The 23,762-nt window shown below is 68.3% G+C and carries 22 protein-coding genes; 13 read left to right on the top strand and 9 right to left on the bottom strand.

All coding sequences use genetic code 11. From position 1 onward, the window contains the following. The first annotated feature begins 30 nt into the window (after positions 1-30). From ACFY0P_RS22845 to ACFY0P_RS22835, 3 genes are all read left to right on the top strand, one after another. Positions 31-1,359 carry an AAA family ATPase gene (locus ACFY0P_RS22845; protein WP_388915948.1) on the top strand — a complete coding sequence of 443 codons (1,329 nt, stop codon included), beginning with the start codon at positions 31-33 and terminating at the stop codon, positions 1,357-1,359. After that, positions 1,359-1,877, top strand: a complete 519-nt coding sequence (locus ACFY0P_RS22840; RefSeq protein WP_388915945.1) for an HNH endonuclease — start codon at positions 1,359-1,361, stop codon at positions 1,875-1,877. The genes ACFY0P_RS22845 and ACFY0P_RS22840 overlap by 1 nt, the downstream gene beginning before the upstream one ends. A 636-nt stretch (positions 1,878-2,513) precedes the next feature. After that, on the top strand, positions 2,514-3,230 hold the full coding sequence (locus ACFY0P_RS22835) for a GntR family transcriptional regulator (protein WP_388915942.1): 717 nt from the start codon (positions 2,514-2,516) through the stop codon (positions 3,228-3,230). Here the strand turns inward: ACFY0P_RS22835 and ACFY0P_RS22830 are convergent, their stop codons facing one another. From ACFY0P_RS22830 to ACFY0P_RS22810, 5 genes are all read right to left on the bottom strand, one after another. After that, positions 3,231-3,965 carry an SDR family NAD(P)-dependent oxidoreductase gene (locus ACFY0P_RS22830; protein ID WP_388915939.1) on the bottom strand — a complete coding sequence of 245 codons (735 nt, stop codon included), beginning with the start codon at positions 3,963-3,965 and terminating at the stop codon, positions 3,231-3,233. It lies immediately after the preceding gene. 72 nt (positions 3,966-4,037) lie between these two features. Next, on the bottom strand, positions 4,038-5,180 hold the full coding sequence (locus tag ACFY0P_RS22825) for an acetyl-CoA C-acyltransferase (protein ID WP_316769196.1): 1,143 nt from the start codon (positions 5,178-5,180) through the stop codon (positions 4,038-4,040). A gap of 24 nt (positions 5,181-5,204) precedes the next feature. Next, positions 5,205-6,848 carry an AMP-binding protein gene (locus tag ACFY0P_RS22820; protein ID WP_316769194.1) on the bottom strand — a complete coding sequence of 548 codons (1,644 nt, stop codon included), beginning with the start codon at positions 6,846-6,848 and terminating at the stop codon, positions 5,205-5,207. After that, positions 6,845-7,714 carry a fumarylacetoacetate hydrolase family protein gene (locus ACFY0P_RS22815; protein WP_388915934.1) on the bottom strand — a complete coding sequence of 290 codons (870 nt, stop codon included), beginning with the start codon at positions 7,712-7,714 and terminating at the stop codon, positions 6,845-6,847. The genes ACFY0P_RS22820 and ACFY0P_RS22815 overlap by 4 nt, the downstream gene beginning before the upstream one ends. Before the next feature lie 219 nt (positions 7,715-7,933). Continuing rightward, positions 7,934-8,383: a flavin reductase family protein gene (locus tag ACFY0P_RS22810; protein WP_388915931.1), complete on the bottom strand. Its 450-nt coding sequence runs from the start codon at positions 8,381-8,383 to the stop codon at positions 7,934-7,936. Between the two features lie 444 nt (positions 8,384-8,827). Between ACFY0P_RS22810 and ACFY0P_RS22805 the strand changes: the two genes are divergently transcribed. The 6 genes from ACFY0P_RS22805 to ACFY0P_RS22780 all read left to right on the top strand — a co-directional run bounded on the left by ACFY0P_RS22805 (position 8,828) and on the right by ACFY0P_RS22780 (position 14,928). Further along, the gene (locus ACFY0P_RS22805) at positions 8,828-9,430 is read left to right on the top strand and encodes a cysteine hydrolase family protein (protein ID WP_388915928.1); all 603 of its coding nucleotides are present in this window, start codon (positions 8,828-8,830) and stop codon (positions 9,428-9,430) included. Between the two features lie 45 nt (positions 9,431-9,475). Beyond that, a complete protein-coding gene (locus tag ACFY0P_RS22800; RefSeq protein WP_388915925.1) occupies positions 9,476-10,336 on the top strand; it encodes a cupin domain-containing protein in 861 nt (286 codons plus the stop codon). After that, a complete protein-coding gene (locus ACFY0P_RS22795) occupies positions 10,333-11,550 on the top strand; it encodes a DUF3500 domain-containing protein (RefSeq protein WP_388915922.1) in 1,218 nt (405 codons plus the stop codon). Before ACFY0P_RS22800 ends, ACFY0P_RS22795 begins: the two co-directional genes overlap by 4 nt. Before the next feature lie 31 nt (positions 11,551-11,581). Further along, positions 11,582-12,640 (top strand): LLM class flavin-dependent oxidoreductase, encoded by a 1,059-nt coding sequence (locus ACFY0P_RS22790; RefSeq protein ID WP_388915919.1) that lies wholly within the window; start codon positions 11,582-11,584, stop codon positions 12,638-12,640. A gap of 23 nt (positions 12,641-12,663) precedes the next feature. Then, positions 12,664-13,551, top strand: a complete 888-nt coding sequence (locus ACFY0P_RS22785; protein ID WP_316769181.1) for an NADP-dependent oxidoreductase — start codon at positions 12,664-12,666, stop codon at positions 13,549-13,551. 186 nt (positions 13,552-13,737) lie between these two features. Continuing rightward, positions 13,738-14,928 carry a hypothetical protein gene (locus ACFY0P_RS22780; protein ID WP_388915916.1) on the top strand — a complete coding sequence of 397 codons (1,191 nt, stop codon included), beginning with the start codon at positions 13,738-13,740 and terminating at the stop codon, positions 14,926-14,928. Between the two features lie 171 nt (positions 14,929-15,099). On the opposite strand, the gene ACFY0P_RS22775 is transcribed toward ACFY0P_RS22780, so the two are convergent. The 3 genes from ACFY0P_RS22775 to ACFY0P_RS22765 all read right to left on the bottom strand — a co-directional run bounded on the left by ACFY0P_RS22775 (position 15,100) and on the right by ACFY0P_RS22765 (position 18,571). Beyond that, positions 15,100-15,921: an alpha/beta fold hydrolase gene (locus ACFY0P_RS22775; protein ID WP_388915913.1), complete on the bottom strand. Its 822-nt coding sequence runs from the start codon at positions 15,919-15,921 to the stop codon at positions 15,100-15,102. A gap of 231 nt (positions 15,922-16,152) precedes the next feature. Beyond that, positions 16,153-17,322 (bottom strand): acyl-CoA dehydrogenase family protein, encoded by a 1,170-nt coding sequence (locus ACFY0P_RS22770; protein ID WP_388915910.1) that lies wholly within the window; start codon positions 17,320-17,322, stop codon positions 16,153-16,155. A gap of 49 nt (positions 17,323-17,371) precedes the next feature. Further along, the gene (locus tag ACFY0P_RS22765; protein ID WP_316769174.1) at positions 17,372-18,571 is read right to left on the bottom strand and encodes a CaiB/BaiF CoA-transferase family protein; all 1,200 of its coding nucleotides are present in this window, start codon (positions 18,569-18,571) and stop codon (positions 17,372-17,374) included. Between the two features lie 132 nt (positions 18,572-18,703). On the opposite strand from ACFY0P_RS22765, the gene ACFY0P_RS22760 reads away from it, so the two are divergent. The 4 genes from ACFY0P_RS22760 to ACFY0P_RS22745 all read left to right on the top strand — a co-directional run bounded on the left by ACFY0P_RS22760 (position 18,704) and on the right by ACFY0P_RS22745 (position 23,015). Then, entirely contained in the window at positions 18,704-19,663 is a 960-nt protein-coding gene (locus ACFY0P_RS22760; protein WP_388915907.1) for a LysR family transcriptional regulator, read from the top strand. Positions 19,664-19,817: 154 nt separating this feature from the next. Then, positions 19,818-21,284 carry an aldehyde dehydrogenase gene (locus ACFY0P_RS22755; RefSeq protein ID WP_388915904.1) on the top strand — a complete coding sequence of 489 codons (1,467 nt, stop codon included), beginning with the start codon at positions 19,818-19,820 and terminating at the stop codon, positions 21,282-21,284. Between the two features lie 82 nt (positions 21,285-21,366). After that, a complete protein-coding gene (locus ACFY0P_RS22750) occupies positions 21,367-22,203 on the top strand; it encodes a MaoC family dehydratase N-terminal domain-containing protein (RefSeq protein ID WP_316769167.1) in 837 nt (278 codons plus the stop codon). Further along, positions 22,200-23,015 carry an HpcH/HpaI aldolase/citrate lyase family protein gene (locus tag ACFY0P_RS22745; protein ID WP_388915901.1) on the top strand — a complete coding sequence of 272 codons (816 nt, stop codon included), beginning with the start codon at positions 22,200-22,202 and terminating at the stop codon, positions 23,013-23,015. Before ACFY0P_RS22750 ends, ACFY0P_RS22745 begins: the two co-directional genes overlap by 4 nt. A gap of 9 nt (positions 23,016-23,024) precedes the next feature. On the opposite strand, the gene ACFY0P_RS22740 is transcribed toward ACFY0P_RS22745, so the two are convergent. Next, positions 23,025-23,699 carry a GntR family transcriptional regulator gene (locus tag ACFY0P_RS22740; RefSeq protein ID WP_316769163.1) on the bottom strand — a complete coding sequence of 225 codons (675 nt, stop codon included), beginning with the start codon at positions 23,697-23,699 and terminating at the stop codon, positions 23,025-23,027. Between the last annotated feature and the right edge of the window lie 63 nt (positions 23,700-23,762).

The following is a 23,762-nucleotide window of genomic DNA, read 5'->3' as shown; positions in this document are numbered from 1 at the left end:
TCCGGAAACTTCGTGGCTCCTCAGTTCGGAATGCGCGAGCATGAGCGTACGACGCTGGCCGATCACTTCGAGTCGGTCGACGAAGAGTTCTTCTCCCTGGGACAGGACGACACCTACTACGAAAAGCTCCGCGACCTGGGCGACGACGTCCGGCTCGCAGTTCTGAGCTCCCTACGCGACCTACGCGACCTCGCCTACGACCAGGAACTCTTCGCCAGAGCCTTCGACGAAAAGGTGACGCGGACGTCACTGCTTCGTTCGGTCTCCCGGGAGACCGTGGTCCATCAGTTCCACCGGATCGCCCGGGGCGGCGCCCGGCTGACGCCGTTCGACTTCTCCTACACGGCTCCGGCACCGGAGACCGGGGAAGTGGATCCCCTGACCCTGTCGTTCACGGTGAAGCCGGGCGCGTCGCCGCCCACGAATGTGCACGCCCTGATCGGCAGTAACGGCGTCGGCAAAACACGTCTGCTCAGCCACCTGGCCAGAGCAGTCGCAGACGGCTCCGCCACCGTGGACGAAGTCGGCCAGGTCACCAATCTGAGCGGCACCGGGCCCGCCTTCACCAACATGGTCTCCGTTGCCTCCAGCGCATTCGACCTCCTCACCCCAGTGCAAGAGACCAACGGAACCCATCACGCTCATGTCACGCTCGCCCGCGGCAGCATCCACAGGGGCGACGTGACGCCTGCCCAGCGCTTCACTCAGCTGGTAGAAGGACTCACTGGAGCCCGGCTGGATCGCTGGCAGACCGCCCTGGCGACCCTGGCGGAGGCCGACCCGCTGTTCCGGGATTCGGAGATACTCGCAACCAACTGGATGGCGCCCGACAACCCCGCAGCTGACAGGGAGGAGGCGTTTGGCAGGCTCAGCTCCGGGCACAAGATCGTGCTGCTCGCCGTCACCAACCTCGCGGACCTCGTCACCGAGACCACCTTGGTCCTCATCGACGAGCCCGAGACCCATCTCCACCCGCCCCTGCTGGCCGCCTTCATCCGGGCCGTCTCCGACCTCCTTGCCGACCGCAACGGCGTCGCCGTCATCGCGACTCATTCGCCCGTGGTCCTGCAGGAAACACCCCGCAAATGCGTGTGGGTCCTGCGCCGGTCCGGGCAGGTCATGCGGGCCATGCGCCCCGCCATCGAGACCTTCGGCGAGAACGTGGGCATCCTCACCCATGAGGCATTCGGGCTCGAAGTTACGCGATCGGGCTTCCACCGGGACCTGGAGAAGGCTGTGAACGAGGGCCTGGCCTACCACGAGGTCGTCGAACGCTTCGGCGGAGAACTCGGCAGCGAAGCCAAAAGCCTGGTGCGGGTACTGATCTCCGTCCGAGACCGCCGGGAGCGCCTGTTCTGATGCGCCCGCTCCCGATACCCGCACATACCGCCCGCGACACCTATCGCCTGTGCATCAGCAGAATCCGCAACGACGGCCTCCAACAGCGCCTGGCGGGTTTCGAGGACGGCGTAGCCGAAGCGGCGGCGGTCTTCGAGACAGCGGTGCGCGCCACAATTCTGCACACACTCCAACCGGCAGCGTTCGCGCCGGGCACCGTGGAGGACCATGTCGAGCTGCTGAAGAACTACACCCAGCGCATGGCCAAGGCAGCCGCCCCGGCCAGACCCGTCTACGACGAACTGAGAACGGCACCTCCGCGGTGCCCGCTGTGCGACCACCGCGAGGCCACCACCCTCGACCACCACCTGCCCAAGAGCATCTTCGCCCTGCTCGCTGTCGCACCGACGAACCTGATCCCCGCCTGCAGCGAATGCAACAAGACCAAGAGCGACACCGCTCCCCGCTGTGCTGAAGAACAAACCCTTCATCCGTACTTGACGACCTCGGCGACGTCCAGTGGCTCGGCGCCGAGGTAGCCGAGCAAACACCCGCCTACCTAACGTTCTTCGTCGACACACCGCCCAGTTGGGAGAGTCTGCTGGCAGCGCGTGTCCGCTACCACTTCGACGTCTTCGGGCTCGCAGCCCTGTATGGGGCACAAGCCTCGTGCCGAAGCGCTATGGCGGGGCGCCGACCCGCCCGCGAGGATGTGCGGCATCACGCCGGACGTCAAGGCCGAGTGTGTGGGCGGCCGCTGCCCGGTCAGTGGCCGCCGACCCACTCGTCGCGCTCCTTCGCGGCCGACCAGGCCACTCTGGCCCGGAGGCTGCCCGGTGTTCCTGGTGCGCGATACGGAGATCCGGCCAAGTTCCTGCCGCAAGGCCGCGGGTGGTGAACGCGTGCACGCGGCAGAGGAAGCGGCGGGTGCGTCGCCGTCTCTGCGCCCGCGGTGTGGGCGGCGGCGAGTTCGGTGAATGCGGCCGCCGCCGGCCGACCGTGCCATATCGTCGCCACGTGGGCCCGAAGAGACCGGTAGTGCCACATGGAAACGCGGAGCGAGATCACAGTGTGGTCGGCGAGAAACAAGCCGAATAGTTCGAACGAATTACGGTGCCGAAATAGTCGGCTGCGGAGCCGTCCGGTACACACGGATCTTCGTTTATAATACAGCTATGACGATGATGGGGGACGGCAGGCAGAGCAAGGCACGGTCGATGAGCGACAAGGCCTATGAGACGCTCCGCGAGGCCATCGTGAGCTGCGAACTGGCGCCTGGGACATGGATCAAGGCGTCCGAGCTCTCGGAGTCGCTCGGCCTGGGGCGGACGCCGACGATGCAGGCGCTGCAGCGCCTGGAGGCGGCCGGGTTCGCCCGCCCCGTGAAGCGCAAGGGATGGCAGGTCACCCCGATGACGCTGCAGAGCGTCCAGGACATCCTCGAAGCCTTCGAGCTGACCGCCCCGTCGCTGGTGGTGCTGATCATCCGCAACGCCACTGACGAGCAGATCGCCACGTTCGCCGAATTGGTGACGACGACGGCACCGGGCGGCCGCCCCGCGTCCGAACTCAATCCTGACCTGATGAAGGCAGCGCCTATCCGTTACCTCGTCCAGATTTGCGGCAATCCGGTGATGACGGAAATGGCGCTTCCCTTGGCGACGCATGTGGAACGAGTTTTCAGATTCGGACTGCTGCATGACAATTTCCTGGACCGCGCTCACGTCCGCTGGCGCAGCGCCTTCTTTGAAGCTTTGGCTGCCCGCGATGAGAAACGTGCACGGGAGGCGGTCCTCAAAGTGATTCACGTCGGTGCGTCGGAGCTCTACCGGATCCTTCAGGCCGCGGAGTCCATCCGGTCGGTTCCCCTGCACATCGAACGTGCCTCCTGATCAGATCGAGATCCCGCCGTCGACGGGCAGGACGACGCCGGTGACGTACCCCGCTTCGCGGGAGGCGAGGAAGCCCACCGCGGCGCACATCTCGGAAGCGTCGCCGAACCTGCCCAGCGGGATGCCCGCCGCCAGTTCGGCCTTCTTGTCCTCCGGGATGGAGGCGACCATCCGGGTCTCGGCGTTGGGGGAGATCGCATTGACGGTGACCCCGAACCGGGCCAGTTCCTTGGCTGCCGTCTTGGTGAATCCGATGATGCCCGCTTTGGCGGTGGCGTAGTTCGCCTGACCGGTGTTGCCGTGCAGACCCGTGTAGGAAGTGACGTTGACGACGCGGCCGTAGCCCCGGGCGCGGAAGTGCGGAACGCAGGCGCGGGTCAGCCGGAAGGTGCCGCCGGCGTGGATGGCCAGGACACTCTCCCAGTCGTCGTCCGTGAGCTTCCACAGGACCTTGTCGCGCAGGATTCCGGCGTTGTTGACGACGACGTCGATCCGGCCGGTCTCGGTGATGACCTGCTCGACGGCCCGGTCGATGTCCTCGGTGCTGCTGACGTCACCGGGGATGGCTCGCGATCCCACCTCGGCCGCGGCCTTGCGGACCTCCTCGCCGTCGTAGTCGATGAGGAAGACGTCGGCACCGGAGTCCGCGAAGAACCGGCCGAGTTCGAGACCGATACCTCGCGCGCCGCCGGTCACGATCACGGACTGGCCGGTGAAGTCGAAGGACAGGTTCATCGCGAGTTCTCTCCTGAGAAAGGGGGCTTCGTGCTGTTCGTGTGGTTCTTGTAGTCCGTGGGGTTCACGCCGTCAGAGAAGTTCGAGAAGCGTCGCGTTGGCCTGGCCCCCGCCCTCGCACATCGTCTGCAGGCCGTACCGGATGTTCTCGGCGCGCATGTGGTGAAGCATGGTGGTCATCAGCCGGGCCCCGGATCCGCCCAGAGGATGGCCGAGTGCGATGGCGCCGCCGCGAGGGTTCACACGGGCCATGTCCACGTCGAACTCCGCCGCCCAGGCCAGCACCACCGAGGCGAAGGCCTCGTTGACCTCGAAGACGCCGATCTCGTCGAGGCCGACTCCGGACTTGGCCAGCACCTTGTGCGTCGCCGGGATCGGGCCGGTCAGCATCGGCATCGGCGCGGAGCCGGTGACGACCGCCGTGTGGATGCGGGCGAGCGGCGTCAGCCCCAGAGCGGCCGCCGCCTCGCTCGTCATCATCAGCAACGCGGCCGCTCCGTCCGAGATCTGCGAGGAGTTGGCGGCGGTGACGCGGCCGTCTTCGCGGAAGGCCGGGCGGAGCGTGCTCAGCTTGTCGAGGGTCCCGCCGCGTCGTATGCCCTCGTCCGTCGTGACCATCTTGTCGGCCGCCACGATGGGTTCGATCTCCGTGGTGAACAGTCCGGCATCCGTGGCGATGGCCGCGCGCTCGTGCGAGGTCAGCGCGAACTCGTCGAGCTGGGTCCGTGACAGCCCCCACGCGTCGGCGATCATCTCGGCGCCGATGCCCTGGTTCGGGAACTCGGCGCCGTAGCGCTTGGTATATCGCTCACCCAACGGATTGCCGGTCGCGGCCGCGGACCCCATGGGAACCCGGGACATGTTCTCCACACCACCGACGACGACCACGCTGTAGTAGCCGGCTATGAGTCCCGCGGCTCCGAAGTGCACGGCCTGCTGCGAGGAGCCGCACTGACGGTCGACCGTGGTCCCCGGTACGGACTCGGGCCAACCCGCTGACAGAACCGCGGTGCGGGCGATGTCGAAGGTCTGCTCCCCGACCTGGCTGACACATCCCCACACGACGTCGTCGACGAGCGCCGGGTGGATTCCCGTGCGTTCGACGAGAGCTTCGAGGACGTGGGCGGACAGGTCGGCCGGGTGGATGGACGACAGCGCACCGCCGCGCTTCCCCACCGGGGTGCGCACGGCGGCGACGATGACGGCGTCGTTCATGATCTGCTCATTCCTTCTCGGTCCTCACCGCAGCTCGCGCCGTAGGATCTTGCCGGCCGGGCTCCTGGGCAGTTCGTCGACGATCTCGACGACACGGGGGTACTTGTAGGCCGCCAAACGCTCCTTGCAGAACACGATGAGGGCGTCTGGACTGGTCGTTCGCCCGGATTGCAGGGACACGAACGCCTTGACCGTCTGGCCGCGGTATTCGTCCGGGACGCCGATCACCGCGGCCTCACGGACGGCGGGGTGGCCGAGGAGGACGTCCTCCACCTCCCGGGGCCACACCTTGTAGCCGGAGGCGATGATCATGTCGCTCTTCCGGCCGACCAGGTAGAACCAGCCCTCTTCGTCAATCAGGCCTAGGTCACCGGTGTGGAGCTCGCCGTCGACGAACTTGTCCGCCGTCTCCGCCGGCTTGTTCCAGTAGCCGGGGGTGACCTGCGGACCGGAGACGACGAGTTCGCCGGTCTCTCCCGGCGGCAGCTCCGTGCCGTTGTCGTCGATGATGCGCACGGACGTGTTGAAGACGGGCACGCCGATCGACAGAGCGCCCGTGTCGGGATCGACGGGCGCCGCCACACCCAGCGGCACGGCGTGTGTCGGCGAGGTGGTCTCGGTCATCCCGTAACAGTTGTGGATGTCCATCCCGGTGCGGGCCAGGATCTTGTCGCGCAGCTGAGGTGCGATCGGTGCGCCGCCGGAGTAGACCACCCGTAGCGACGCGAAGTCGTCCTTTGTCGCTCCGGGCAGTCCGGAGAGATGGTTGAAGGCGGTGATGGCGCCGACGGTGAACGTCGGCCGGTGCTCGCGGATCGCGTCCAGGACGACCCTGCCGTCGAAACGGTGAGCGAGCACGAGTTTCGAGCCGATCACCAACGAGACGCAGACGTGCCCGACGAGCCCGGTGATGTGGAACAGCGGAGCGATACCGAGCACGACGTCGTCCTGGCTCAGCTTCATCCACTCGCGGTAGGTGTGGGTGTTGAAGGCCAGGTTGCCGTGAGTGTTGATCGCCCCCTTCGGTACTCCGGTCGTGCCGGAGGTGTAGGTCAGGACCGCCGCCTTCTCGGCGTTCACGCTGACTGGTGCCGGCTTGCGGTCGCCGTGTCGGGAGAACACGTCCGTCAGCCGGAGGGCCCCGGAGACCGCCGGTTGCTCCGCGACGGGGATGACGCGCCCGTCGTCGCGCTTCTGGTCGTCGCGTGCGGATGCCACGAAGACCTGCCGTACCTCGGTCTGCCCGCCGTCGAGCACCTCACGGGCAACCGATACGTACAGATCGTCAAGGCTCAGCAGGGCCGTCGCGCCCGAGTCCCTGAGCAGGTAGGACAGTTCGCGCGTCTTGTTCATGGGGTTGATGAGAACCGCGATACCACCGGCCTTCCAGGCCGCGAGGAGGCCGACCACGAAGGCCGGGTTGTTCTGGGTGTAGAGCGCGAGCCGGTCGCCGGCGGCGAAGCCGCCCTCCGTCAGGGCGATCGCCAGGGCATCCGAGTGCTGGTCGAGGTCTCGGAAGGACACGGCGCCGTCGAAATAGGCGATCGCGGTTCTGTCGGGGAACCTGGAGACGGTGGTCGCGAACAGTTCGAGCATCGACTCGGACTCGGGAGTGATCTGCCTCGGGAGATCACCGGGATACGTGTTCAGCCAGGGACGCCGGTTCACCGCGCGTCCTTCGGTACCGCCACGACTTCGTTCCGGAGGACCCCGACGCGCGACACCTCGACCTCGGTCACGTCGCCGGGGGCGAGGAAACGCGGCGGCTTCGCCGCCAGTCCGACACCGCCAGGCGTTCCGGTGGCGATCACGTCGCCGGGATTCAGGGAGGTGAACCCGGTGACGTACCCCAGAATCGCCGTGAAATCGAAGACGAGCTGGTCCAGCGTGGCGTCCTGCCGCAGCTCGCCGTTGACCCGGGTGGTGAGCCGTACCGATCCGAGGTCGTCGAACTCGTCCAGCGTGACCAGGTACGGACCGAAGGAACCGACGCCGCGGAAGTTCTTGCCGGGCAGCCACTGGCTGTTGTGCAACTGCCAGTCCCGTGCGCTCAGGTCGTTGTAGGCCGACAGTCCCGCGATCGCCGCCCGGGCGTCGGCGTCCGTCTCGATCACCGACACATGACGGCCGATGACGATCGCGACCTCTCCCTCGTAGTCCAGCTGCCTCGTGTTCGGCGGATGGACGACGGGCTGTTCGTGTCCGACCTGGGTGTCGGCGAACCGGCTGAAGACGGTGGGGTGTTCGGGCTTGTCGACGTGCCCGGTCTCGTCGCGGTGGTCGACGTAGTTGACGCCCACGCACAGGATCTTCGCCGGGTCCGGGACAGGCGGGAGGAACTCGATCTCGGCCAGGGAGTGGGTGGCCTCGCGGCCCGCGCTGAGCCGCTCCAGTCGCCCCGTGAGATCGCGTTCCAGGAGCTCTCGGATCGAGGTGGCCTCCCCGCCGAGTGTCTCGGCGCCGTCGATGACGCCGTCGGCCGAGAGAACGCCGAACGACACCTTGTCGCCGATGCGGTACGTGAGCAGCTTCATCGGTGCTTCTCCTCATGGATTCCGGCGCGCGGTTGCGCCGTGTCGAGGCCGACGCCTTCGACGGGGGACCGCCCGTTCGTCGGGGTCCTCCGCTGAGACCGGCCGGTCGGGGGCATCGGCGGTGCGGACGACCACCTGCGATCCTTCTTGCGGTGTGAGCCGCGAAGCTCCGCCAGCAGCGGCCTACGCCCCGTGAACCTCCGGCGGGACGTACGGGGTTCAGGCCGCGGTCGGCCCGACGGCGCCCGTGTAGCGGCGACGGTGGAACACCAGCGGTGTCTCCTCCGGTGCGGCATCGAGGTCGGCGACCTCACCGATGACGATGAAGTGGTCCCCGGCCTCGTGCAGGGTCGTGATCCGGCAGTCGATCCACGCCGCCACTCCCTCCAGCACCGGCGAGCCGGTCACCGGTGCCGGACGCCAGGACAGGCCGGCGAACTTGTCGGCGCCACTGGTGGCGAACGCCTGGGAAACGTGCTGCTGGTTCACGGTCAGCACGTTCGCGCAGAAGGCGCCGGCCTGTCGTATGCGGGGGAAGCTGCTCGACGTCGCCGCGGGCAGAAACCCGACCAGTGGTGGATTCATCGACACCGAGAGGAAGGTGCCGACGGCCAGCCCGACCGGCTCGCCGCGGTCCAGGGCGGTCACCACGACAACACTGGTGGGCACCGCGGAGAGGACGTCGCGGAAACGGGCGGCTTCCAGGGTCGCCCCACTCCCGGCAGAGCCGCTCGGTGAGGCCGGTAGTGATGTCCATGCCATTGTTGCAGTCCTTTTCCGGTCAGGCGGGGACCATGTCGCCGCCGCAGGCACGCGCGGCGGGCAGATCCCCGGGCGGCTGACAGCTCGAAGCTGCGGCGGACCGATTCGAGCGGAGTCACAACGCGCTGAGACTTGGGTCCACCTGGCCGATCCCGGCCAGGTGGATCAGATACCGGGGCGCGCGCGAACCATCCGGCGACGCCCTTGAGGAGCCAATATGAACGTAACACAGACATGTCTGTCTTGAAAACAAACATTTCTATTGACAGTAGTGGACTGTCATGTTGCGATCTGAAACATGGTTGCTCAGCGGTCAACCGGACGCCCGCGGGCCTGCCAGTCGGAGGACACATGACCGAGTTCGATCCAGCCCGTACCGCCGTGATCAACATCCACTGGCAGTACGACATCGTGAAACCCGAGGGTGCTTTCGGACCGTTCTTCGCCGAGGGCGTGCAGCGGCACGGTGTCATCGCCAAGAACCAGCTGCTCGCCCGGGCGGCCCGAGCCGCGGGAGCCTCCGTCATCCACATCCGGACGGCCTTCCGGCCCGGCTATGGCGATCTGATCATCAACTGCCCTCTGCTGGCCCTGGTGGAAGAGCGCAAGGCCCTCGTCGACGGAACGCGCGGCGCTGATCACATCGAGGAACTCAGCCCCGAGCCCGGCGAGTTGGTCATCACCCACACCCGCCTCACCGGCTTCCACGGCACCGACCTCAACGGCATCCTGCGCGGGAAGGGCATCGACACCGTCGTCCTCTCCGGGGTCGCCACCGACCACGCCGTCCAGGGCACCGCCCGCGAGGCGGCCAACCACGGCTACCGCACCCTCATCGTCTCCGACGCGTGCTCGGCGGCCAGCGACGAGTCGCACCAGGCCGCCCTGGACACCTTCACGCTGCTGGGCGAGATCGTCACCACCCAGGACGTCGAGGCCGCCTTCTCCCGCTGAGCCGCGCACACCACGAGACCCACACGACGACGCAGGAGTAGGCCGATGCCGCCCATCACACCGCCGACCCGCATGCAGTACGTCCGCCCCTTCGACCCGGACCAGGCCATCGACACGGGGTTCCCCGGCTACCGCGCGCAGTTCCTCTCCCATCTGGAGAGCGCGATCCTGATCAACAGCCACATCGAGGAAGGAGGTTGCGGCCCCGGTCTGCACTACCACCACGTCGACCAGCTGTACTACCTGGTCGAGGGCACCATGAACGTGCAACTGGGGCACGAGGTCCAGCACATCAGTGCCGGCACCCTCGTGTTCATCCCGGCGGGGCTGGCACACCGCAACTGGAACGACGGGCCGGGAGCCGAGACCCACTTCGAGATGCTGATCCCCGCTCCCGGGCCGATGGCCCAGCTGGCGTACATGGTGGACTCTCCCGACGATGTACCGGCCACCCACCGCACCGACCACCCCGGTTACACCCGGCGCGTCGATCCCGACGCCCTGGACGAGCCGATGCCGGGTCTCAAGATGGTCGCTCTGGCCGGTCCTGCGACCGGCGCGCGGCACACCGTCGTCAACTACATGGAAGTCGCTCCCGGCGGGGCCGGGCCGGGCACTCATATCCACGCCTTCGACCAGTACTACCTGGTGCTGGAGGGGGAACTGACCGTCGAGATCGCTCTGGAGAAGCATGTCGTCGGCCCCCGCACGCTGGTGGTGCTGCCCGCGGGCGTACCGCACCGGCAGTACAACGCGGGCACGGTGGCAGAGAAGCACATCTCGGTTCTCTCGCCCGCGCCGGAGCCGGTGAAGCCCTGGGACAGCGGTGTCGACTTCAGCGCCAACGGCCACGATGCCACCGGCCCTCAGTCCGTCTTCGAGCAGGTCGGAGTGGGGCGGTCATGACCGATCTGCGCGGTGGGTACCGGCCGCGCCCGGAGCGCCTGGCGCTGAAGCGGGGCGCGGTGGACTTCTCCGACGACGCCGGTGTGGCGGCGATCATGAAGCTCGTCGCGGGCGCGGAGCTGCCGCCAGTGGGGGAGACCGCCGGCGATCCCTTCGTGGGGATCACGACCGACGGGCAGCCCCTGACCGACCTCTTCACCCTGACCGACGAAGGTGCACCGACAGAGCAGGCGGTGCACAACGCACGGGGTTATCTGGATCAGCTCACGGCAGAGCAACAGGCGCTCGGCGTGCTGCCGGTCGACGCCACCGAATGGCGGGTGTGGTCCAACGCGTTTCTGACGTTCCCCGAACACGGTCTGCTGTTGCAGGAGTTGCCCGGGCGCGCGCGTGAGGCGGCGCTGTCGGTGATCGAAGCCACCGTCAGCCCCGAGGGCTACGAGCTGCTGCGCGAGGCGATGCGTCTCAACGCCGAACTGGGCACGTTTGTCGGCAAGTACCCGGACACACTCACCGAGTACTGCTACCGGTTCACCCTGTTCGGCGAGCCCTCGCTCCAGCAGCCGTGGGGCTGGCAGCTCGCGGGGCACCACATCGATCTCCACGCGGTCTTCATCGGCGGCCAGTTGGTGCTCACACCGACCTTCCTCGGCGTGGAGTTCGGCGGTGAGGCCGTGTTCTCCGATCATCGCGAGCGTGCCCGGGAGTTCATGGAGTCCCTGAGCGCGGCGCAGCGCGACCGGGCCCTGCTGTACGGCTCGATGCTGTCCGCGGACCTTCCGCCCGAGCTGTCCGGCATCGTCGACGGCCGCCACCGCGCGGCAGCGGGCCGGGACAACCGTGTGCTCCCCTACGTCGGTCTGGCGGGCGACCGGCTGACGCCGGGCCAGCGAGAGCTGCTGCTCTCGCTCACCGACCCCTACCTGGAGAACCTGCCCCCAGCGCCTCGTGCGCACCGCCGCAACCAGATCGAGCGCTTCCTCGACGACACCCACCTGGGGTGGATCGGGACGTGGGAACCCCACGCGCCCTTCTACTACCGGGTGCACAGTCCGGTCGTGCTGATCGAGTACGACAACCACGCCGGCATCTTCCTCGACAACGACGAACCCGAGCCGTACCACGTGCACACCATCGTGCGCACCCCCAACGGCGGTGACTACGGCAAGGACCTGCTGCGTCAGCACTACGCACACCAGCACCCACACACGTGACGGAGTAACGCGTTACGGAAGGAGAACCGCGATGGACGTCGGTTTCCTGTTCAACATCCGCCGTCACCCCGAGGAGCAGCGCAGCCTGCGGCAGGTCTACCAGGACCACATCGACGACGTCGTACACGCCGAGCGGCTCGGGTTCACCCACGCCTGGGCCGGCGAACACCACTTCGCCTGGGACCAGGCTACGCCCGGACTCTTCCCGGTACTGGCCGCGGTGGCGCAACGGACCAGCAGGATCCGTATCGGCACCCATGTGACCGTGCTGCCCTACCACCATCCGCTCCGGGTGGCCGAGGACGCCGCGGTGCTCGACATCCTCTCCGGGGGCCGGTTCGAACTCACCGTGGGCGCCGGGTCGTTCTACGAGGAGTTCCGCTCCTACGACGTCGACGCCGCCGAACGCTTCGGGCGGCTCTTCGAAGGGCTCGACGTCATCCTCAAGTGTTTAACCGAGGACGAGTTCAGCCATGCGGGCAAGTACTTCACCTTCCCCGGCGTGCGGATGACCACCAAACCGCTGCAGGAGAGGCTGCCGGTCTGGGTCGCCGCCAGCGGTCCCGTAGGAGTGAAGCGCGTCGCGCGCCGAGGACTGAACGTCGCCGGCGCCTCCGCGTTCGGTCCGCAGCTCATGGAGCTGTTCGACAGCGAGTTGCGCGCCCATGGGCACAACCCCGCCGACCATGGGTCGGGGCTCCTGTCCATGGTGCACGTCGCCGACGACGAGGACCGGGCGTGGGCCGAGGCCGCCCGCGGAGTCCACCACTGGCTCACCTTCCTCGCCGGCCACGAATGGGTCGGGCTGGAATTCACCGGCGGCAGACTCGACGTGCCCGCACCCGACCGACTGCGCGACTGGGCCGCCGACTCACCGATCCCGTACCACGTCGGCACACCGGATCAGGTGGCCGAGTCGCTGCTCCGGCGGGTCCGGTCGGCACGCAACACGAACCTCGCCCTGTCCTTCCGCCAGGTGTTCATGGACACGGCCGCGGTCCGCCACTCCATGGACCTGTTCGCCGAACACGTCATGCCCGAACTCCGGGCCTGGCAGCACCCCACAACCACCGCCGCTTCAGACGAGTGATCAATGATTTCAGGAGACATGCCATGCGTGCTGCAGTAGTGAACAGCTTCGGCGGACCCGAGGTCGTGGAGGTCGTGGACACCGAGGTGCCCGAGCCGGGGGCGCGGGAAGTGCGGATCAAGGTGGCCGCGGCCGCGCTGAACCCGTGTGACGTCGCGGCGCGGTCCGGGGTCTACGGGGGAGGGGGACAGCGGATAGGGCTCGGCTGGGACGTCGCCGGGACGATCGACGCGGTCGGCGAGCAGAGTGACTGGAAGGTCGGAGACAACGTCGTTGCGCTCCTCTTCGGCCTGGTCAAGCCGCTGGGCACCCATGCCGAATACGTCGTCGTACCCGCGGACGCCGTCGCCGAGGCGCCCACGACGGTGGACTCGGCGCACGCCGCGACTCTGCCGCTGAACACACTGACCGCGCTCCAGGCCCTGGACCTCCTGGAGCTGACGGAGGGACAGTCGGTCCTGGTGACCGGCGCCGCGGGCGCGGTCGGCGCCTACGCCGTGCAGCTCGCCGCCCGCCGCGGGCTCGTGGTGACGGGCCAGGCGCGGGAAGGCGACGAGGAGTTCGTACGGTCGCTGGGGGCGGCGCACGTCACGAGTGGGGAGCCGAAGAGCGTCGACGCGGTCCTCGACGCGGCGGTCCTCGGTGAAAAGGCCCTCGCATGGGTGCGGGACGGCGGCGCCTTCGTCGGCCTCCTGCCACACCTGCTGCCGCCGGCGGAGCGTGGCGTGCGGATCAGTGGTGTCGAGGTGAACGCCGACGGAGCGAGCCTGGCCGAGCTGGTCCGGCTCGCCGACGAAGGGGTGCTGACCCCTCGGGTGGCCGGGACCTACGCCCTGGACGACGCGGCCAAGGCGCACGCCCGGTTCGCGGAGGGCGGGGTGCGGGGGCGGTTGGTGCTGCTGCCCTCGTAACGCTTGCTCCTCCGCACCCTTGACGGCCTGGCGGATCTCCTGCCCGGCCGGGAATGCGCCCCCCGGAACACCGTGCGGGCACGTTTTTCAGATCGCATCACAGAAAGGTTCGGCCGAGCCGAACACAGGAGGACCGTTCCCGCGGTTCTCGCCCTGACAGCACCGTTCTCACGGATCGAGGTTCCCATGACCACCACAACTGACGTGGCCGATGTAGCCGGCACCGACTCCGCCGCCGGCCGCGACCGATTGCTCGCTGCCCTGGACACGATGGCCGACGACCTCCAGGCCGAAGGCCCGGCCTGTGACGACGCGGGCAAGCTCACGGACCGCACGATGGAGTTGCTGCGAGACAGCGGCCTCGGCTGGATGTTCGTCAGCAAGGACCTGGGTGGCCTGGCGTTGTCTCCCGGCGACGCGGCCAAGGTCCTCGAACAGTTCGCCTACATCGACGGGTCGATCAGCTGGACCGGAGGAATCTTCGCGGGCGTCGGCTTCCTGTCGGCGTTCTTCGACAAAGCCGTCGAGAAAACACTCTTCGCCGACGGGGTGCCGAACTTCTCCGCGACGGCCTATCCCAGCGGGCGCGCCGTCCGGGTCGAGGGCGGCTACCGGCTCACCGCGTCCTACTCGTACTGCAGCGGGCTTCCGAACGCGGACTACGTATTGTGCAACTCCCTGGCCTTCGACGGCGACCAGCCCGTCCCCGGCCCGCCGTTCATGTTCCTCGTACCGGCCTCGGAGACCACCCTCCGGGGTAACTGGGACACGATCGGGCTCCGTGGCACCGGCTCCGTCGACTTCACCGTGACCGATTACTTCGTTCCGGATCACCACGCCGTGCCGCTGTTCCCCGACGTCGCCGCCGGCTTGCTGGCAGTGGTTCATCTCGGGCGCCAGACGTGGGCGTCCGGCACCACCCGTCGACTCCTCGACGAGATCGCCGCCTTCGCGAGCCGTGACCCCAAGCCCGGAGCGACCCGGCTCGCGGACAACCCGGTCTTCCGCACCGAGTACGCGGACTTCGAACTCGCCTACCGCTCCGCTCGCGCGTTCGGGGCCGAAGTCTTCGCCGAGGTCGACGCCTCGGCGGCACGTGGGGAGCCCCTCAGCCGTCGGCAGACCAGTCTGCTCGCCGGCGCCAGCGTGCACATGCACGACATCTGTCGGGATGTCGCCCTGTGGGCGTTCAACAAGGGCGGAGGCACCGCACTGCGCGCCGGAACTCTTCAGCGCATCATCCGCGACGCCATCTCCGGTTGTCAGCACGCGGTGATCAGCCGCAGTCAGCTGGCGGACATCGGTCACGAACTCATCGGCGCGCCGCCGGAGCTGCAGTGGATGGGCACGGCACTTGTTGTGCCCCCCGGTCTGTGACCGCGCCCGTCTGTGAAGTGGCGTCCTGATCAGTGACAGGACTGGCGACGTTCCGTACTCGACGTGCGGGCGTCGCCTTTGCCACCGGAGCGCCCGGGGCCAGGCAGCGAAGTGGGCGGTCAGTTCGGGATTCCGAGCTGACCGCCCACTTTCATGGCGCTATGGCGTGACTCACGGGGTGACGAGGGTGGCGTCCGGGGGAAGCTGGAAGTCCGATCCGTGAGCGAGGAAGTCGGCCACGAGGGCGCCCAGATCCTCGGCGCGGTCGCCCTGCACGTCGTGCGCGGCATCGTGAAGGAGGACGAAGCTGCAGTCGGGCATGAGACGGGCGAAAGTGCGTCCGTTCTGGGGTGGGATCAAGCCGTCCCTCTCGCCGAACACCACCAGCGTGCGAACAGAAAGTTCAGGCAGACGTTCGGTGATCTGCTTCGAGTAGTCGGGGTTCGCTCCCTGGAGCCTGGAGATCAACGCGAACATCCGAGCCTGGGAGTCGGGGTGAGGCGGTACGAAGACCGGCTCCCGCTCGGGGTGGACGCGAACCTTGGCAAGGGCTTCCTCAGGTGTGATGTTTCCCGGTGAGGGTTCGGCCCCTTCGTGGAACGTGCCCGGTGTGTCGAGGACAAGAGAGGCCACCCGTTCCGGGTGATCGAGGGCGATGTTGAGGGCGACGTCGCCGCCCAGCGTGCTTCCGAGCAGGTGGAAGCTCTTGAGCCCGAGGTTCTGGGTCGCCTGGTGGACGGTGTCGGCCAGTTCCGTGAGTGTCAGCTCGCGGCCGCCGTCGGGCTCGTCGCCCCAGCCGGGCAGTGCGAAGAGGATGACGTCGTACTGCTCGGCGAGGCGGTCGAGCATGGGGGTGAAGCGGATGCCGACGGCGCTGTGGATGACGACGAGGGTGTCGCCGGAGCCGGCGCGGAAGTACCGGATGGGGTGGCCGTCGGCTTGGGCGACGCCTTCGGTGAAGGCGGAACCGTACTGTGCGGATGCGGATGTCATTGGAGCCAACTTTCGATCACATGGAAGCTGGGTGATCCTGCTCGTGATTCGGAGCCGACCGTCTTCCGGACGACGGGTTCCGTGGCGTAGACGACCTCAGAGGCCTCGTAGACCCCATTGAGACATGTTTAAATGACCTTAAGTAAATATTTCAATTCGGTTCTGAAGTGTCAAGCATTCGGCGGGCTGCCGTGGCGGATCACAGGTCCGGTTCCTCGAAGACCTGCCGCGTCAGCCGTCCAGCCCTCCGCGCTTGACGAGCTGGCTCGCGATGACGTCTCGCTGGATCTCGTTCGTCCCCTCGCCGATGATCATCAACGGGGCGTCGCGGAAGTACCGTTCGACGTCGAACTCGGTGGAGTAGCCGTAACCGCCGTGGATGCGCACGGCGTTGAGCGCGATCTGCATCGCGGTCTCGGAGGCGAAGAGCTTGGCCATGCCCGCCTCCATGTCCACGCGGCGGCCCTCGTCCGCCTCCCGTGCCGCGTACAGGGTGAGGTGTCGCGCCGCTGTCAGTGAAGTCGCCATGTCGGCCAGGTAGTTGCCGATGGACTGGTGCTTCCAGATCGGCTTGCCGAACGACTCGCGTTCCTGGGCGTAGGCGAGGGCGTCCTCCAGCGCCGCACGGCCGACCCCGAGCGCGCGGGAGGCGACCTGGAGGCGTCCGGTCTCCAGGCCCTTCATCATCTGCGCGAAGCCCTTGCCCTCGACACCGCCGAGCAGCGCGTCGTCCGGCGCCCGGTAGTCCTCGAAGGACAGCTCGCAGCTCTCCACGCCCTTGTAGCCGAGCTTGGGCAGGTCACGGGAGACGGTCAGGCCCGGACCGTGCTCCGCGAGCAGGATCGAGATGCCCCTGTGCGCCGGAGTGGCGTCCGGGTCGGTCTTGCACAGCAGGGCGATGAGCCCGGAGCGCCGCGAGTTGGTGATCCAGGTCTTCGTCCCGCTGACCACGTATCCGCCGTCGGCGCCCTTGCGGGCGACGGTGCGCAGGGACTGCAGGTCCGAGCCGCCGCCCGGTTCGGTCAGGGCCATGGTCGCGCGGATCTCGCCGGTGGCCATCCTCGGCAGATACCGGCGCCTCTGCTCCTCCGTGCCGAAGTGCAGCAGCAGCTTGGCGACCACGGTGTGGCCGCCCATCGCTCCGGCCAGGCTCATCCAGCCACGGGCCAGCTCCTCGGTGACCAGGACGTAACAGGGGGTGGAGACCGGGGTGCCGCCGTACTCCTCGGGGACGGCGAGACCGAAGATCCCGAGGGCCTTCATCTGCTCGACGAGGGCCTCGGGGTAGGTGTCGGCATGCTCCAACTGCCGGACGACGGGCTTAACTTCCCTGTCGACGAAGTCGTGCACGGTACGGACGACGAGTTGTTCGTCCTCGGACAGGATGTCCAGGATGCCCATGCGGCGATGCTCCTTGCTGAAGTGACAGGCTCGGGTGGCGAAGCGCGGTTCAGATGACGTGCTCGGCCTTCAGGCCGTCGATGTCGGCCGGGCTGTATCCCAGGCCGGCCAGGATCGTGTCGGTGTGCTGCCCGGCGCCGGGGACGGCGTCCATGCGCGGGGCCGTGCCGGCCAGAACCACCGGCGGCAGCAGCGCGGACACCGCGGCTCCTCCGGGAATCCGTACGTCCCTCCAGCGGTCCCTGCCGCTGAGCACCGGGTGTGCCAGGAAGTCGGTCAAGTCGTTGACGCCGGCGTTGGCGATGCCCGCCGCGTCCAGCAGCTTCGTCACCTCGTCGCTGTCCAGTTCGCCGAAACGCTCGGCCACGATCGCGTTCAACTGCTCACGGTGGGCCACCCGGGCCGAGCCCGTGGCGAAACGCGGATCGGTGACGAGCCCGGGCTGGTCCAGGAACCGCCCGCACAGGGCGGCCCATTCGCGCTCGTTCTGGACGGAGAACAGCACGGCCTTGCCGTCGGCGGCGGTGTAGGAGCCGTAGGGGGCGATGGTGGCGTGCTGGGTGCCCAGGCGTGGGGGCTGGGTGCCGCCGTAACGGGTGTAGTAGGCGGGTTGACTCATCCACTCGGCCAGCGCCTCGAACAGCGAGACCTCCACGGCACGGGCGACACCCGTGGTGGCCCGGGTGAACAGGGCGGTGAGGATGCCCGAGTAGGCGTACATGCCGGCCGCGATGTCGGCGATCGACACACCGACCCGTGCCGAACCGTGCTCGTTGCCGGTGAGGGAGACCAACCCGGTCTGGCACTGCACCAGCAGGTCGTACGCCTTGCGGTCGGCCCACGGTCCGGTGGAGCCGTAGCCGGAGATCGAGCAGGGGATGAGGGAGGGGAAGCGTTCCGCGAGGGCCTCGGCGCCCAGGCCCATCCGGGCGGCCGCGCCCGGGGCCAGGTTCTGCACGAACACATCGGCGTCGGCGAGCAGTCGCTCCAGGATCGCGCGGCCGGTGTCTGTCTTCAGGTCCAGCGTCACCGACTCCTTGGAGCGGTTGAGCCACACGAAGTAGCTGGACTCGCCGTGCACCGTGGTGTCGTACCGACGGGCGAAGTCACCCCCGCCGGGCCGCTCCACCTTGATCACCCGTGCGCCGAGGTCGGCCAGCTGGCGGGTGGCGAAGGGGGCGGCCACCGCCTGTTCGACGCTGACCACGGTGATGCCGGAGAGCGGCGGTGCCGCGGGGGGCTCGGTCATGAGGTGACCTCCAGGAAAGTGTGGGTCCCATGCCGGGGTGCCATCATGAACACTCATGACGGCGAAGGTGAAATACCAATACGTCATGTCCCCATGCGTGCTTCGGATGGCAGCGGAAGGAAGAACGACGTCTTGGACCTCAAGCAACTCAGGGCGATCGTCACGGTCGCCGAGGTGGGCAGTGTCACGCGCGCCGCGGAGCTGCTGCACCTGGTGCAGCCCGCGGTCACCCGGCAGATCCGCACCCTGGAGCAGGAACTGGGCATCGCCCTCTTCGAACGGACCAGGACGGGCATGCGGCCCACCGAGGCCGGGGCGATCATGGTCGACCGGGCCCAGCGTGCCCTGAACGAGCTGGAGCGGGCCCGCGCCGAGGTGCAGCCGACCCCGGGCGTGGTGACCGGCATCGTCACCGTCGGGCTGCTGGAGAGCACCAGCGACCTGCTGGCCGAGCCACTCGTGACCGCGGTCGCCCGTGACCACCCCGGCGTCGAACTCCGCCTGATGACGGCCTACTCCGGGCATCTGCAGCAGTGGCTCGACGACGGCGACCTCGACCTGACCCTGCTCTACAACCTGGACAGCACGCCTTCCCTCAGCGCGCATCCGCTGCTGCGGGAGCGATTGTGGGCGGTCGCGCCGCCGTCGGCCTGCCTCCGGGCCGACCGTCCCGTGCCGTTTCCGGAGGCGGCGAAGCACCCGCTCGTCATGCCCACCTCGGGGCACGCGCTCCGCCGGCTGATCGACGCGGCCGCGGTGCGGTCCGGGGCCGCCGTAGACGTCGCCGTGCAGACCAATTCCATGCGGGTGCAGAAGCAACTCGTCCAGGCGGGACACGGCTGGACCGTCCTGCCCGGAGTGGGCATCGCCGAGGACGTCGCTCGGGGCGCGCTGAGCGCCGCGCCGCTGAGCGAGCCCGACGTGTGGCGCTCCGTCGTCCTCGGTACGCCGCGGTTCGGGCGCACCCCGCCCGCCGTGGAGGTCGTCGCACGGGAGCTGGTCCACCAGATCAACTCCGCCGTGGCTCAGGGCAGATGGCCCTCGGCCCAGGTCCAGGTCCGGGGAGACGACGCCCCTGCCGCGGGAGAGTGACTCGCCCAGGTCCAGGGTGCCCCTGCGGCGATGCTCCGCATGCATGCATGCGGAGCATGCGGCCATCACGGCTTTCTATTGTTCAACCTTGGCTATCAGCACTCATGATGCTGTGTGATGTGAGCCGACTTCTAGCCGACAGGACCCCCCTTCCATGCAGCGCTACGAGTTGTTCATCGACGGGGAGAGCCGCGAGGCCGCCGGCGGTGAGTGGTTCCCCACCGACAACCCCTACCTGGGCACCCAGTGGGCCGAGATCGCCAAGGCCACACCCCAGGACGTCGACGACGCGGTCCGCGCCGCCCATCACGCCCTGCACGCCGGCCCCTGGGCCGAACTGACCGCCAGCGCCCGCGGCGCCCTGCTGCGTCGGCTCGGCGACGCCATCGCCTCGAACGCCCGACACCTTGCCGAGCTCGAAGTCCGCGACAACGGCAAGCTGTTCACGGAGATGCACGGGCAGGTCGCCTACGTCCCCCAGTGGTTCCACTACTACGGCGGGCTCGCCGACAAGGTCGAGGGCACTGTCCCGCCGCTGGACAAGAAGGGCTACTTCGCCTTCACGAAGAAGGAGCCCGTCGGGGTCGTCGCCGTCATCACGCCCTGGAACTCCCCGCTTCTGCTGCTGGCCTGGAAGATCGCTCCGGCCCTCGCCGCGGGCTGCACGGTGGTGGTGAAACCGTCGGAGTTCACCTCCGCCTCCACTCTCGAACTGGCCCGGCTCTTCCACGATGCGGGGCTGCCGCCCGGCGTGTTCAACGTCGTCACCGGTTTCGGTCGGGACGTCGGCGCCGCACTCGTCGAGCACCCGCTGGTCCGCAAGGTCAGCTTCACCGGCTCGGACGCCACGGGCCGTCGTATCAACGAGGCCGCCGCCCGCGACTTCAAGCACGTCAGCCTCGAACTCGGCGGCAAGTCCCCCAACATCGTCTTCGCCGACGCCGACCTCGATGCCGCGGTCAACGGCGCCGTCTCCGGCATCTTCGCCGCCACCGGGCAGACCTGCATCGCCGGCTCCCGGCTTCTGGTGCAGGAGGATGTGCACGACGAAGTCGTGGACAGGCTCGTGGAGTTGGCGCGCACCGCACGCATGGGCGATCCCATGGACGAGGCCACCCAGGTCGGCCCCATCACCACCCCCACCCAGTACGCCAAGGTCCTCGACTACATCGACATCGCGCAGCAGGAAGGCGCCCGACTCGCCCTCGGCGGCAAGGCCGCCGACCGTGGCGGCTGGTTCGTCGAACCCACCGTCTTCACCGGCGTGAGCAACGGCATGCGCATCGCCCAGGAAGAGATCTTCGGCCCCGTCCTGTCCGTCATCCCCTTCAAGGACGAGGACGAGGCCGTCGAGATCGCCAACGACAGCCGCTACGGCCTCGGAGCCGGCGTGTGGACGAGCGACATCGGCCGCGCCTTCCGCATGGCCGACCGCATCCGCTCCGGCACCGTCTGGGTCAACACCTACCGCGCGGTCAGCTACCTGGCTCCCTTCGGCGGCTTCAAGGACTCCGGCATCGGCCGCGAGAACGGCATCGCCGCACTCACCTCCTACCTGGAGGACAAGACCGTATGGATCAACACCGGCGCCCCCACCGGCAACCCCTTCGTCCTCCGCTGAGAGAACTCGCGGTGGCAGACAAGGACAGAGGACAGAGGACACACCGACGATGCAGCCCCCTCCGCCCCCACTTGACTCATACGTGGAGTCCTGGACTCCCGGGCCCGTCACCGACGAAGACCCCCTGCCCACCGGGCCGGTGGCCGCCCTCTCGGCGGTTCTGGACCTACCCGACACGGTCGCGAAGACCGGGGATCCGCTTCCCCCGCTGTGGCACTGGCTGTACTTCCTCAGCTGGCCCGCCGGGCGGGATCTCGGCGCCGACGGCCACCCCGTCGACGGCCTCTTCCTGCCGCCCGTCCCGCGACGGCAGCGCATGTGGGCGGGCGGCCGCTGCGAGATCGCCCGGCCGCTGCGCCTGGGCGAGCCGGCCGAGCGGACCAGCAGCCTCGCCGCGGTGACCGCCAAGCAGGGCCGCACCGGAGAGATGCTGTTCGTCACCGAACGCCGTGAGTTCCGCCAGCACGGCCGTGTCTGTCTGGTGGAGGAACAGGACATCGTCTACCGGTCCGGACGCACGGCGGGACAGCACCCGGCCGGCATCGACGCATCCGCTTCCCCCCACCCCGACAGCCCGTGGCGGATTCCGCTGCGCCCGGATCCCACCCTGCTGTTCCGGTTCAGCGCCCTGACCGCGAACGCCCACCGCATCCACTACGACGCCCCGTACTGCCGGGACGAGGAGGGCTACCCCGGCGTCGTCGTCCACGGCCCTCTGCTCGCCCTGCTCATGCTCGAACTGCCCCGACGCCTTGCTCCCGACCGGCCCGTGCGCTCGCTCTCCTACCGGCTCCGGCGGCCGGTGTTCGCCGGCGAACACATCGTCGCCTGCGGCACCCCCGGGGACGACCGCACCGAACTGCACATCGCCACCCACCGGGAGGACCGGCACGCCACCGCCGAGGTGACCTTCGCATGACCGCACCCCACGACCGGATCGCCACCGCGACCAGCCTGCTGTTCGTCCCGGGACACCGGCCCGACCGCTTCGACAAGGCGGCCTCCTCCGGTGCCGACCTGGTCATCATCGACCTGGAGGACGCCGTCGCCCCCGAGGACAAGGACCGCGCCCGGAACAACGCCGCCGGCTGGCTCGCCCTTGGCAACCAGGCGGTCATACGCATCAACCCGCTCGGCACGCCCTGGTCCGAGAGCGACCTTGCCATGGCCGCCGACCACGGCTGCCCAGTGATGGTGCCCAAGGCCGAGGATCCGACGCTACTCACACGGCTCGCCGCCCGTACGGCCGGACGGTGTGCCCTCGTGCCGCTCATCGAGACGGCCCTCGGCGTCCAGCGGGCCCGCGAGGTGTGCGCCACATCCGGTGTCGTCCGGGCGGCCTTCGGCAACGTCGACCTCGCCGCCCAACTCGGCGTCGCCCACGACGACCATGCGGCACTGACCTACGCCCGCTCCAGCCTGGTCCTCTCCTCGGCCGCCGCGGGCATCAGCCCGCCGATCGACGGCGTCACCACAGCCGTACGGGACAGGGAAGCCCTCGGCTCGGACATCGCCCACGCCCGACGCCTGGGCTTCACAGGCAAGCTCTGCGTCCACCCGTACCAACTCTCGTACGTGACCGACGGATTCGCCCCCACCGCGGACGAACTGCGCTGGGCCCGCACCGTCCTCCAGGCCGGTGACTCCGTCACCACTGTCGGCGGCCAGATGGTCGACAGACCCGTCATGGAACGCGCACGGCGCCTCCTGGCACTGGCCGCCCGCGTGTAAGGCGCGCGCTCACTCGGCGCTTTGCCTGCGCTGCTCGATGAACGCCTGCAAGGTGTTCAGCCTGTGCTGCCGCGCGTAGCGCTCGACCTTGTCCGGTTCCGTACCCCGTTCGATGAGCGCCAGCAACTCCTCGTGTTCCTCGACCGACTGGAGCGAGCGTGCCGGTACGAAGTCGAAGGGGGACCTTCTGATCCGGTCGAGGAGTTGCAACTGCCTGTCGACCATGTTCAGCAGGTCGGTGTTCGGGCACCTGCTGCGCAGGATGGCGTGGAACTCGCCGTTCAGCCTGGCGAAGCCGACCGGGTCGAAGGATTCGCGGCTCCGGCGCATCTTCTCGTTCACCTCGCGGGCCGCCTCGAGGTCGTCCTCGGTGAGGAGCGGACCACTGAGGCCGACGGCGGCACCGTCGACCACCGCAAGCGCTTCCGCCGCCGTCTCGTACTTCGTCTCGTCGATCGCGACCCGGGCGCCGACGTTCCGCTCGAAGGTGACATGGCCCTCGGCTTCCAGGAGCCGCACCGCCTCGCGTACCGGGACGGCGCTGACCGAGAACTCACGAGCCAGTTGTTCGAGGACCAGACGGTACCCCGGGCTGTAGGTGCCGTCCATGATGCGCTCGCGAAGTGCGCGGTAGACCAGCTGTGACTTCGACAGGCGAGTCGTCTGTGCATCGGGGGAAGGCATCGGTTCATCCTCGCCGGTGGGTCTGGTCTGGAACGTACATGGGGCACGGCCGGCTGGCAGGCG

This window comes from Streptomyces sp. NPDC001714, assembly GCF_042892755.1.
Classification (GTDB): Bacteria; Actinomycetota; Actinomycetes; order Streptomycetales; family Streptomycetaceae; genus Streptomyces.
This window is presented reverse-complemented; position numbering and strand designations above follow the sequence as displayed.